This window comes from Jiella sonneratiae (assembly GCF_017353515.1).
Classification (GTDB): domain Bacteria; phylum Pseudomonadota; class Alphaproteobacteria; order Rhizobiales; family Rhizobiaceae; genus Jiella; species Jiella sonneratiae.
Genome location: NZ_JAFMPY010000049.1, coordinates 1 through 11,357 on the forward strand (window position 1 = coordinate 1; position 11,357 = coordinate 11,357).

The 11,357-nt window shown below is 56.9% G+C and carries 9 protein-coding genes and 1 pseudogene; 3 read left to right on the forward strand and 7 right to left on the reverse strand.

From position 1 onward, the window contains the following. Positions 1–115, forward strand: a pseudogene (locus J1C47_RS23065) (IS5/IS1182 family transposase); the annotation flags it as partial. On the opposite strand, the gene J1C47_RS24260 reads toward J1C47_RS23065, so the two are convergent. After that, positions 75–464 carry a zinc-ribbon domain-containing protein gene (locus J1C47_RS24260; protein WP_207353162.1) on the reverse strand — a complete coding sequence of 130 codons (390 nt, stop codon included), beginning with the start codon at positions 462–464 and terminating at the stop codon, positions 75–77. The pseudogene J1C47_RS23065 and the gene J1C47_RS24260 sit on opposite strands and share 41 nt — an antisense overlap. 567 nt (positions 465–1,031) lie before the next feature. Between J1C47_RS24260 and J1C47_RS23080 the strand changes: the two genes are divergently transcribed. Together J1C47_RS23080 and J1C47_RS23085 are read left to right on the forward strand one after the other, a co-directional pair. Beyond that, a protein-coding gene (locus tag J1C47_RS23080; protein WP_425354589.1) for an IS3 family transposase occupies positions 1,032–2,161 on the forward strand; the annotation gives its coding sequence in 2 pieces (ribosomal slippage) (positions 1,032–1,316 and positions 1,319–2,161; 1,128 coding nt in all). A gap of 89 nt (positions 2,162–2,250) precedes the next feature. After that, a complete protein-coding gene (locus J1C47_RS23085) occupies positions 2,251–2,409 on the forward strand; it encodes a hypothetical protein (RefSeq protein ID WP_207353165.1) in 159 nt (52 codons plus the stop codon). Between the two features lie 161 nt (positions 2,410–2,570). On the opposite strand, the gene J1C47_RS23090 is transcribed toward J1C47_RS23085, so the two are convergent. From J1C47_RS23090 to J1C47_RS23115, 6 genes are read right to left on the reverse strand one after another with little or no spacing between them, the layout of a single operon-like run. Further along, positions 2,571–5,114: a sigma factor-like helix-turn-helix DNA-binding protein gene (locus tag J1C47_RS23090; RefSeq protein WP_207353166.1), complete on the reverse strand. Its 2,544-nt coding sequence runs from the start codon at positions 5,112–5,114 to the stop codon at positions 2,571–2,573. Continuing rightward, positions 5,111–5,497 (reverse strand): hypothetical protein, encoded by a 387-nt coding sequence (locus J1C47_RS23095; RefSeq protein WP_207353167.1) that lies wholly within the window; start codon positions 5,495–5,497, stop codon positions 5,111–5,113. The genes J1C47_RS23090 and J1C47_RS23095 overlap by 4 nt, the downstream gene beginning before the upstream one ends. Beyond that, on the reverse strand, positions 5,494–7,479 hold the full coding sequence (locus J1C47_RS23100; RefSeq protein ID WP_207353168.1) for an AAA family ATPase: 1,986 nt from the start codon (positions 7,477–7,479) through the stop codon (positions 5,494–5,496). Before J1C47_RS23100 ends, J1C47_RS23095 begins: the two co-directional genes overlap by 4 nt. 4 nt (positions 7,480–7,483) lie before the next feature. After that, the gene (locus J1C47_RS23105; protein ID WP_207353169.1) at positions 7,484–7,699 is read right to left on the reverse strand and encodes a DNA modification system-associated small protein; all 216 of its coding nucleotides are present in this window, start codon (positions 7,697–7,699) and stop codon (positions 7,484–7,486) included. Continuing rightward, entirely contained in the window at positions 7,699–9,816 is a 2,118-nt protein-coding gene (locus tag J1C47_RS23110) for a DEAD/DEAH box helicase family protein (RefSeq protein WP_207353170.1), read from the reverse strand. Before J1C47_RS23110 ends, J1C47_RS23105 begins: the two co-directional genes overlap by 1 nt. A gap of 30 nt (positions 9,817–9,846) precedes the next feature. After that, positions 9,847–11,016, reverse strand: coding sequence for a DNA-methyltransferase (locus tag J1C47_RS23115; protein WP_207353171.1), 1,170 nt, complete (start codon positions 11,014–11,016; stop codon positions 9,847–9,849). Positions 11,017–11,357 lie beyond the last annotated feature (341 nt).

Sequence of the window (11,357 nt, forward strand, 5' to 3'; positions counted from 1 at the left end):
CTTCAATCGCATCAAGAACATGCGCGGACTGGCAACGCGCTACGACCGACGCGCAGACAACTACCTCGCAGCCCTCAAACTCGTCGCAGTTCGAATCTGGATCGCATCGTTATGAGTCTACGCCCTAGCGGATGTCCGCAGCCAGGGCACGATACAGCTGAGGTTGAAATCTGCTTCTGGCAACTGGGGCACTTTCCAAAGGCCTTTGGCCGAGGTTCGATTTTCTGCGGAACCGATGTTCGTGAAGCGGTTGTTTTCCGATCCTGAGAAGGCGCCGTTGCCTGGGGTAAGCCGTCCGAACGAAATAGCCGGAACAGCCCGGCGGCTAGCACTATACCTCCGAGGACGACGCCAATGAACGAAAAATGAGTAGAGATGACGAAGATCGTTCCACCAAATACGAGGCCGGCGCCAAGCAGATGTCGGAACTGTGTTTTCGGCGCATTTTGAGTACGGCTGCCCATCGTTTTCCCGAGCAATTCCGGCCCCTATGACGTCGTCGATCGAGGTCGAAGGAGAGAAGTTTGAAATCGGTTCATCATCCACACCGAGACTTGCAAATGGATTACCAGAATTGCCATTTTTCGAATTGCTCTCCCTAAGCCGCGCATCGTCTTCCGCCTACTCCTCTTTCCGAGAGGGAGTGGCATGGCGGATTTGCGCATACGGTTCGGGCGTCTTGTCGCTGCTCATCGAAAGCGCCTGGGACTGACCCAGGAGGTTCTTGCAGAGCGGGCGGGCATCAGCACCGATATGGTCTCGATGTGAATCGGCGTGGAATAAGGACCCCGTTTCAGGGGTGATCGGCGTCCAAACGGGACCCCTGTGACGCAGGGGTTCAAAGTGCCTTCCGAGATTGATCGGAGGCCGAGTTGGGATGCTTGTCGTGGAGACGATCGCGAAGATCCGCCGGGCGCATTTTGTTCAGGGCAAGGGGATCAAGGCGATCAGAGATGGCCTCGGATTTTTGAACAGCGGGATAAGTGGATTGTCTGCCTGAAGCCGGCCAGGATGGCCGCAAAGGAGAGACGATGACGAAGAGACCCCGTCGCAATCACAGCTCGGCGTTCAAGGCGAAGGTGGCGCTTGCTGCCGTACGAGGCGAGAAGACGCTCGCCGAGCTTTCACAGCAGTACGACGTCCACCAGAACCAGATCGGCCAGTGGCGCGCTCAGCTTCTGGAGAGGGCGGCCGATGTTTTCGGTCCCGCTTCGTCGGCCGCCGCGCCGGCGGTCGATGTGATGACGCTTCACGCCAAGATCGGTGAGCTGACGCTGGCCAACGATTTTTTAGAATCCGCGCTCGACAGGGGCGGACGGTTGCCGAGCGCAAAGCGATGATCGACCGATCTCACGCCCTTCCGCTCGCGGCGCAGGCCCGAGAGCTGGGGATCAGTCGCGGCGCGGTCTACTACGAGCCTGCGCCCGCGTGCCAAGCCGATCTGACGCTCATGAGACGGATCGACGAGCTTCATCTGGATTTCCCGTTCGCGGGAAGTCGGATGATGCAAGGGCTTTTGAAAGGGGAAGGCTTCGCTGTCGGTCGCCGTCATGTCGCCACGCTGATGAAGCGGATGGGCATCGAGGCGCTCTACCGAAAGCCGAACACCTCGAAGCCCGCTCCCGGCCATAAGATCTATCCGTATCTTCTGCGCGGGTTGACGGTCGACAGGCCAAGCCAAGTCTGGGCGATGGATATCACTTACATTCCCATGGCGAGAGGCTTCGTCTACCTCGCCGCCGTCGTTGACTGGTTCAGCCGGAAGGTCTTGACTTGGCGGCTCTCGATCACGCTCCACGCAGACTTCTGCATCGAAGCGCTCGAGGAGGCATTGGTGCGGTTCGCAAAGCCGGACATCTTCAACACCGATCAAGGCAGCCAATTCACCAGCGCCGACTTCATCACGGTGCTCAAGGCGCACGAGATCCGGATTTCCATGGACGGTAAGGGTGCCTGGCGCGACAACGTCTTCGTCGAGCGGCTGTGGCGAACGATCAAGTACGAGGAGGTCTACCTCAAGGCCTATGACAGCGTCGGCGAGGCCCGCGCCTCGATCGGCCGCTATCTGAATTTCTACAACTCACGCCGTCCGCATTCCCGCCTCGGTGGGCATCCGCCCGACGTCATCTACTTCAACCAGCCGCTGCTCGCCGCGGCCTGAAACCCGTAGCCGATCCACTTATCGAAACCGGCGAGACTGTTCAAACGACCGGAACCACCTCTGAGAGCGAGGGGATTGCCCCATCCTACATGACACGCGTCCTGCGCCTCACGCTGCTCGCGCCCGACATCATCAACGCGATCCTGGATGGTAAGCAGGGGCCGGAGGTGACGCTCGCGCAACTGCTGGAGACGGTTCCGCTGGAGTGGAGTGCGCAACAGATATCGCAGCAAGTGCATTGGAAATGAGACTCGAAAACCCCACACCGAAAATCTAGAACTGTCAAACCGCCTAAGGCTACTGCGGTACCCTCATCGACCGCCGCTGTGCGTCATTCCAGACAGATCACGCGACGAAGTCAAAGCTATGGAGCCGCATTTTCTGGCAAGAGAAAGTTGTCTGGCAATTTTCAACTGTAAGCTTGACGCGTGTTATTTGGTGGCGCACCAACAGTTTTTCCGTCCGTTTCAATGTCGTCATCTGCTGACAGTCTACTCAGGCTCCATTCCCCAGTCAAAACGTTGAACTCCGCTTCAAGAGCCTGCAACGCGCCAGAGACAACAGGCTTGTCAATCTTCCTTCCTATCCTCTTTTCTACAGATTCAGTGATTTCTTCCAAGGATAGCGGCCGCACTGAACCTTGAAGAACAACGGATACGGCGTGCCCGATTGTTTCGCGCCTTGAGCCTTCCCAATCAGCGAGATAAACGTATCGACCTTGGGCAATCTTCAACCGTTTATCCTGCGATGCAATCGAGAAGAACGCGTCTGGAGAGCAGCCCTGCAAAGAAAGCACTTCGGTCAACTCGCTTGCGTGAATTCCTGACTGCTTTTCGCCGAGCGACTGCACCAGTTGCTCCACAAGCTGTTGCTGTTTCTCGCGTGAAATCGAAAGGTCCCTGTCATTGATGCCCCACATACCGGGCTGGATGCGGATGAGTGGGTCGCTCGCGGAAATTTGGAAATACTCATTGACGCCCCGCACGGCCGTCAATCGTTCCTTTATCTCGCTGGTACTCAGCGGATGCCCTGCTGCCTGAACAATCGCGACCACGGCCTGGAAAATCTCAATGCGAGGCTGATTGTCGGCGCGGGCGGCAACGGCAACCCATGTCATTTTTCCAAGAGGTTTGAGTACTCGCGAGCCAGCAAGCGCGATATTAAGGATATACTTGTCGAGGCCCTCATAGCCGCCGCCCATGCGCTCAATTATTTCCGAGAGAATTTCGGAACAATGCCATTGTCGGCCGGAAACCTCGGAGCATACGATGTCCTCGGCTTCGCTCCGAATCTGCGAAACTTGCGCGTCTGACAACGGGATATGGCGCGCAAGCCCGTATGTACCGCGCGAGAAAAGAAGACCTACATTCGCAGCGGCGCTGTGCGCCCGTCTCATGTCCAGGTCTCTGCCATCCTTGATCTTTGCGCGCTCAGCAATCTCGGAATAGTGTAGTGGCGCGTCGGACTCCGCGAGTATCGCTTCAACGATGTGGTCCGCCCCGCGGCCGTAACTCGTCAAAACTCGCGAACCGTCCTCAGCGACACTGAAGTGACAGAGGCGGGACGCCTTGTCCCACAGCAAGGTACCAAACTCCTTTGCGGTGTCGGGAAGTAGACCTTGCACAAGCGAACGAGCATAGTCTTCAGTCCAGTCCTTTCCTGCGCCGGAAGACAAAAGCGACGACGCTTCGGATACAGTCATCTCCCAAGTTATCTCCGCCATTAGGCTGAAATAATGGAGGCCGTCGATTGGAATCACGTGTATGCGGTTGCCGCATATGGTCTGGACAAGGTTTCTGAAAAACTCCCTGTGTTGCGAGACGCCCTCGAACCACGCATCGATGGCCTCCACACCAGCAACTGGAAGGGGGAAGCTTCGGCCGATCAGTAGTCGAGTAATTTTCTGCTCAAGGATGTCATCCCACGAAGACTCGCGAATCCATTTTTCGACAGCACGCGTCTCTATCTGCCTAATTCGTTCACGCGTTACGCCATAGTCGTTTGCAACCTCTTGCAGCGTCTCCGGACGTGTTTCGAATCCCAAGCGGCGGACCAATACGTCGCGCTCTCGATCGGAGAACGTGAGCAATGACCTTCGCAGCTCGGTCAATAGCCGGTCCGATTCAGAAACCGCTTCAGACGTCGCGGCCCGAAGCGGCCCTTCCTTGAGGGCGGCAGTGAATGCTTGCAGTGTGTCCCCCAATGACTTCCGCCCAAAGTTCTTCAGGCGCAGCATCTCCTCAGGCGACCAGTTGGCGATCTCGCCCAATACCTTGATGCCACTGTTGCGAAAGATGTTGTCTGCTCGCACAGGAAGGCCAAGCGAGGTCAATTCACGCTCGGCCAGCCATGGCGGCGCAGCACGGGCGAATTCACATGGGTCGTTACAGTTCGCTCCAACAATGTGATAAAGTCGAAAAAGTCCGGCGCGGTGCCGTACATTTCGTTCCAGTTCCGCTTCCCGCTCGAGATAACTGGCTTCGTCGAATATTTGGCTCTTCGCAAGCGTCTCCGAATCCGAAGGGTGCTCGCGCAAGAACAAAGCGATCCAACCCTGAGGCTCGTTAACCAACGAAACCGGGCGCGCATGCTCTAGCTGAGCTGCGCCCTCTGTCGGATCATCAATTTTATAACCCCAACCTTGAAGCCCAATGAACACGTCGATGCCTTTCGTGTCACTGACCGGAGCCATGGAGGAAACGAAAGAGGCCGGAACAGCGTGCTTCGCCGCGGCAGTCAACAACATGCGTCCCGGATGCACCTGCGCGACTTCGTCGAAGCTATGCGACGGCGGACGATCAAAGCCGACGTGCAAAACGGCCACGTCTCGGTCCGGCTCCGTTCGCGTTTTCCATGCGTGCAAGACGGCTCCGAGGTCGCGGCAAACTGTGACCGTCCATGTGCCATCAGACGAACGCACCATAAGGAACGCGCGAAGCGGAGCTTCCGTCATCTATCGGCGGCCTCCTTCTCGCCAGCCTGATCGAGCAAGCCGACAAAGTCGATGCCGCCCGCCTCAGCCTGGGAGGCAAGTTCGTTGACGCCCCATTCCGCAAGGCGTTCAGCCATTTTGTATATCGACGCATCGCGGACTTGACTCCCCATCAGCGCCTCTATGGAGCGCTTTAGGGATTGGTCGGGATCGACGGTACCGACATTGAAGATCGTCGTTCGTTTCTGCACATCGGGCGGCTCGACCCCTTGTGCAAGTGCAAGCCCTATTGCGAAACGGTAACCATCGAGCAGTTCGCGGAAGTACCCGTCCTCCTGGAGCCGTTTCAGCTTTCCATGGGCGCTTTCCGAAAGACCAATAGTGGTCGGTTCCGCGCTACTCATAGCGTGGCCCTTTCAAGTCGTGATTGCGTCGAGCTGATTTCCTTGATCTCGTAAACAGCGCCGACCCTCTCGGCAATGACGGCAAGATCGGTCTCCTTCCTGATCTCGCCGCTATGCACCAACAGGACAAATTGGCTTGTCACAGAAGGCAGGTAACTCAAAATATTGTCGCGGTGGTTCAGGTCTAGGCGACCGAAAGGCGTATCCATGATCACCGGTCCGGCGGCCCGGCCAGTCCGATTCAATCCATCGATGAGAGACAGTGCCACAATCTGTTCCGCGCCCGCGCTTCGAACGGCCACGTGACGACCGGACGAATCGACAATCTGCAAACCGTAATTGTTGTTGATCTCCAGTCCACGATAGCTTTTTTGCGTCGTCATGTGGCGGAAGGCGTCGTTCGCTAGCTCCTCGACACGTTTTCGCAACTTGTCGCGCAGCTGCTCGATACTCTGCGAAAACACCCTTTCGAGATCGGAGCAAAGCGAGACCTTCACCGTGCTGCGCTGTGTGCGGTCCTTGGTGAGGCCCTCGATCGCCTTCTGTGAGACGGCCAGCTCGTCGACAAGCTTCTTTCGCTCGGCGCTCTGATCCTTGATGTCGCCTTGCAGGCGGCCTTCTTCCCTTGTCTTTTCCGCAAGCAAAACGCGCTTGCGCGCAATCTCTGCCGTGTCGTAGCCGGCGATCTCGTCGCGCAGCTTTTCGATGTCGTTCTCGATCTGCGTCAGGCGCACGTGGTAGCCTTGCAGGTCTTTCTCAACCTGCCTTAGCCTGTCCCTGGCGTTGATACCCCGGATCTTTGAGATTGCGTCGATCTGCCCGGAAATCTCCTGCAGCGCAGCGCTGCTATCATCAATCGACTGCAATTCGGCTTCGGCCTTGCCCAGTGCCTCACCGATTTGAGACCGCCGCTCGTCGCTAAGCACCTGCTCGCAGGTGGGGCATTCGCGCGTATGCAGCAGCTGTTGCAAATCTGAAACTTTTTGCGCGAGACCGCTCCGCTTCTTAATGGATTCCATTAACTCCCTGCGTTCGCGTTCAAGCTGGTTGCGCCTGATCTGGATCTGCGTTTCGAGCAGGTCCTTCCACGCGCCAGACAAAAGATCGAGTCGTTCTGCCTCCTTTCGCTCACAGTCGTCCAAGAGAGTCTTCTGCTCTCCGAGCTTTGCATCCAGTTTAGCTTTCGCGCCAATCACCGACTGCGCGGCTTCAACTTCGTCATCGAGCGTAGTTCGTTCCTCCCGAACCTTTTTCAGCTTCGCGTTCAAATTCTCCAAGTCGCGGTCTATGGCGTCGATCTTGCCAGTTAGTTCAGCCTGGCGTTCGGCTTGTTTTTCGAGCCCAGCGATCTGCTTCAGGTCCGCATTTTGACGCTTTTGCGCTTGCTTTAGAATTGTCTGAATATCAACTCGCCCGTTTGTGAGCGCGGGTACGCCGAGCACTTGTTCAATTGCCTCCTTGATCTGCTGGCCTTGTTGGCTGTCCTCGATAAGCAACGTTTCGTATTCCTGAAGCAACTCGCCGTCGAAGAGGAAGAACCGCGAGATTTGCTTCGGGGCAATCAAGCCTATCTCAGCTTCGACCTGGTCCCCGGAGACGGCGGAGCCGTCGCGCGTAAGGTGAATCGACCGAGTAAAATCTTCGGGTCTGGATGGCGTAGCGACCATCTGTCTTCGCTCTGCGACCCGGCGCAGATCGTAGGCATGTCCATTGGCGTCGAACTTGATATGCACTTCAACCCGCCAATCGTCGACCAAGGCCGCGTCCTTGTTAACGATCTCCTGTAGCGGAATTGGATGCGAATGCCGGCCTACCGCTTCGCCGTAAAAGGCCCAGCGGATCGCGTTCAGGAGGCTCGTCTTGCCGCGCATGTTGTCGCCGAATACAATCATGACGTTTCGCTGCTCGTCTTGCGGAAACGTCAGTTCGATCTTGCCCTTATACGGCATGAAATTATGGGCTGTGAGACTATGCAGCTTCATTTAGTCAGGCCCCGCCTCCGGTGTGCTTGTCTACACTCTTCTCGACATGCTGTTCGATGAGGCGATCCATCGCCTGGGTGGAAAGTGTTCTGTCGTGATTGAACTGATATTTCTTTTGAATATCAAAACACGCTTTGAGAAGATCCTCTTCTAGATCTATGCCTAACTCCGTTCTGACCAAAAGAAGAGTTTGCAGACCAAGTTCATAGTCGTTTGGCATCAGGCCTCCTCCTCGTCTTCCTCGACCCCGCTGTCGAGCAAGCCGTCGGGGTCAATGCCCATATTGATCGCAATATCGCGGAGCTCGGCGCCCGCACCCTTGTTAATTGCATGATCAGCGAACTCTATCGCCCGAACCAGTTCAGATTTGAGCAAGCTGATCTGTTCAGGCTCTTCGTCGGCGCTGACAGGCACGACGATGGCGTCGTGAAGAACTGCAACTTGCTTGTTAGGCGCTCGCCGCAGGACACGGCCGCGACGCTGGATGAACTGACGCGGGTTCTGCGATGATGCAAGTATTAGCGCGTGCGATACGTCAGGTATGTCAACGCCTTCATCGAGGCAACGGATTGAAACCATGATGCCGCCGAAGGACCGGAACCATGACATGGTCGCGGCGCGGTCGCCGTCCATTTTCGAATGATATTCAACAGGATCCATGCCCTCTTGTCGAAGCACGGCGAGAACCTGCGCTAGCTGTTCGGCATCTTCGCAATAGACAAGCCAGCTTTGTCCTTTTTCGAAGTGTGCCCTCAGCACGTCGCGTGCGAGACGGACCTTGGCTGCCGCCTTCTTTGCGATCCTAGACCTTTGAATGAGCAACATTTTCGCCTTTTCGGAAATCGGTCGCGCGCCGACCTCGTCCGGCTTAATCTTGACGATTTCACGACGAATCCGGTCGGTGTATTCGCGCCATTCGTCTGCCTCTTCCGCTGTCAGATTAAGCGCATGCGGAAGATACTCATAAGGAACGAGACGGCCCGCCTCGATCGCATCCGCGAGCGTAATTGGCGGGGGGATGACGCCACCGAAATACTCAAGTATCTGCCGTGTACCCTCCGGATCCCCGTAGCGGATCGGCGTCGCGCTCAAGCCAAGCCTAGAACCCGCGTCGAGCGCCATGATGCGCGCGTGTTGCGGACTGCCGATTTGATGCACTTCGTCGGCAACCAGCAGGAGGTGCTCGCCGTCGATGACTGCGTTCCGGAAGGCGCCTATGGACGCGGTTTGCATCGTGGCGAGCACGATCCTGCCGCCATGCGCGGTGTCGTCTGCCGTCATGCCTTTAAGGCGATAGGGAGCCCGCCAAGCGTTGTTGCCGGCGCCGGCGAGCAATAGCGCGGCTTCCGAAATCTCCTCTTTTATCTCCGACGCCCACTGATCAAGCAGCAACCTGCTCGGCACCACCACTAGCGCAGGTTTACCGGCTTCAATATGGCGGCGTATGGCCATGAGCGCGGTAAAAGTCTTGCCGCTACCCGTGGCGTGTTCGAAGATTCCTCGACCGCCCCGCGATAGCCACGCACTCACTGCGGCGTCTTGATGTGGTAGCGGCGTCCGACGCTTCTGGGGAGGGCGAATGTCTCTCGGTTCCACGGCGTCTAAGTCCTTGAGTGCAGCCTTCTTCAGATGGGCCACCGCCTCGGCGGGGAAGGAGAACACCTCCACATCCGGATCATGCTCGGCCCAAAGCGCATCGAAGTGGGCTTCGTGCTTCTTGACCCGCTCGGCCTCCAACCCACCCCGGCAGCTGCAGAACACTTCTATCGATTCAAAATTGCCGTGGAGGTGCCAGCCGCTCCAGGTCTCATTTGCCGAGCCCTTGAAGCTGACCGCGTTTCCGATGCCATCCGAAAAAATACCAATTTTCTCGTGATATAATCCTTTCCTGTCGGCGCGTATGGCTACTTTGATTTCCAGAGCGCCCACTAAAAGCAGCGTTGCCAGAACACGCGTGTTGAACGCAGTTTCTTCGGCAGCTAGTAGTTCATCGATCTGTTCCGAAAGCCTATGCCCGACCACCTCACTCTTTCGTGCATATCCAAGGGCAATACTGTCGATGTCCTCTTCGGACAATTCAGGTGAACAAATAAGTTGTGTCCGCCCACCACGGCGGGCGAATTCTACTATGGAATTTCCAATAACGTTGTAGACCGTCGAACGGAAATAACCGACTGCTCGCCTGTAGCTGATCGCATTCAGCAGACAGGGTCGATAGAACTCTTTTACCGGGTCTTCTTTAAGAGAACGGTATTCGGTTTTAAATTTGAGAGCTGAGAGGTCTCCGAGGAAACGTGGAGCGTTAAGCTCAGCAATCAGACTGTTCACCTTGGTCATCTAACTGATATTGCTGAGGTTTTCCCCATGCTACGGGTATATCTTGGATAGGATTGGTTCTGAGATAGCGGGCTCGCTGGCATAAGGCACGTTTGCTTCCTCCTCGATCTCCGTTACCTCGAAGCCTTCAGAGATTGAGGTGAGCGTCGCTGGGTCGAAACGCCCGATGGAATGGGCCGCGTAGGTCCAGTCCGCCTCTATAGAGAGCCAGCGTCGTCCAAGCTCCTGCGCGACTGCTCCTGTCGTGTTGCTGCCGGCAAACGGATCGAGGACGGTGTCGCCCTGGTCGGTCAGGAACTTTACGAAAAACTCTACCAGCGTGGAAGGCATGCGCGCTGGGTGGACGGGGACGCCCCGGTCCACGCAGAACCGGCGGTAACCGTCACTGGACACCGTATTGGCGGCCTTAAGCAGGTTCGTGGTTTCTTCAAGATATTCAGCAAAGCCCTTGGGTGTGATGACGCCGTCCAGAGATGGAAGGGCATCCACGCCGCCAACATTCGGCGGGATCGCACCGTTATTATTGGTCTTGAAGCTCTCCGCGCCGATGTGGTGTTCAGATGGCCTAGCGCCCGCATTGTACTTGCCGGTCTCGATAAGGCGCTTCATGCTGGGGCTATACTCCCGTAACACCTTCCGGTTGTCAGCCTTCGGGCGGGGGGTCGGCGACATCCACCAGATGCGGGTGAAAGCGTCCTTCACCCGTGACCGCTCCTTGTTCACCCACTCAACGGGCGAGGGTAGTCGGGCAGGATTGTACCAAATGAACTCCTGGCACAGGTGCAAATTGCCCTTTTTCAGGAAGCGAAGGAATGCCTCCAGGACGTGGGTCGACATTGTCGGCTGGCCGGGCATCCATGCATTGCCGATCTCGATCACAATGGAGCCGTCGTCCGTCACCATGTCTCGAAGGAGGGGTGCAAACCTTGCGAACCACCGGATGTAGTCTTCCCCCTGCAGATTGCCGTAGCTCTTCTTCGTGTTCAGGGGGAACGGAGGCGACGTGAACGCGAGCTGGACCTTACCTCGGTGCTCCTGCAGAGCCTTGCTCTTGAGCACCTTAAGGGAGTCACCGCAGTAGGCTGCTCCGAGCGAGGTCCCATAGATTGGCTTCGAGGCGCGACGCCCTTCCTTGAGTGCATCGGCAATAGCTATATCGTGTGTCTTCCCCCAGTCCGCCATACTGCCAATCTGTCTCATCAGTTCCTCAAAACACCGTATCTATCACTGCAGCCGCCGTAAACCGCGAAATCTGGATGCGCAGGTGTTGCCCTCAGTTGAGCGGGCACCTCTGCGGTCTGTTGAAGGGCGCTGGCAGCACCTAGCAATGGGGTCACGCGAACACAGCCGCGCTTGAAGGTCTTCATGAAAGCCTAACGACCGCCTTACCGACGAGTGTGCGCCCTCGCGGAGGGGTAGTGTCCGCGGTGGTGGTGGAAAATCGAATGTCAGAAGGTGTGACGGAGGTGGCCACCGGAATGGCCGGCTAAGGTGGAGTTGCGAGACTTCAACCTGACCGGAGCACCCGATGACCGAGGACA

Coding starts and splice junctions, on each gene's coding strand:
- J1C47_RS24260 (WP_207353162.1), bottom strand. CDS start 464: ATGGGCAGCCGTACTCAAAATGCGCCGAAAACACAGTTCCGACATCTG.
- J1C47_RS23085 (WP_207353165.1), top strand. CDS start 2,251: ATGACACGCGTCCTGCGCCTCACGCTGCTCGCGCCCGACATCATCAAC.
- J1C47_RS23090 (WP_207353166.1), bottom strand. CDS start 5,114: ATGACGGAAGCTCCGCTTCGCGCGTTCCTTATGGTGCGTTCGTCTGAT.
- J1C47_RS23095 (WP_207353167.1), bottom strand. CDS start 5,497: ATGAGTAGCGCGGAACCGACCACTATTGGTCTTTCGGAAAGCGCCCAT.
- J1C47_RS23100 (WP_207353168.1), bottom strand. CDS start 7,479: ATGAAGCTGCATAGTCTCACAGCCCATAATTTCATGCCGTATAAGGGC.
- J1C47_RS23105 (WP_207353169.1), bottom strand. CDS start 7,699: ATGCCAAACGACTATGAACTTGGTCTGCAAACTCTTCTTTTGGTCAGA.
- J1C47_RS23110 (WP_207353170.1), bottom strand. CDS start 9,816: ATGACCAAGGTGAACAGTCTGATTGCTGAGCTTAACGCTCCACGTTTC.
- J1C47_RS23115 (WP_207353171.1), bottom strand. CDS start 11,016: ATGAGACAGATTGGCAGTATGGCGGACTGGGGGAAGACACACGATATA.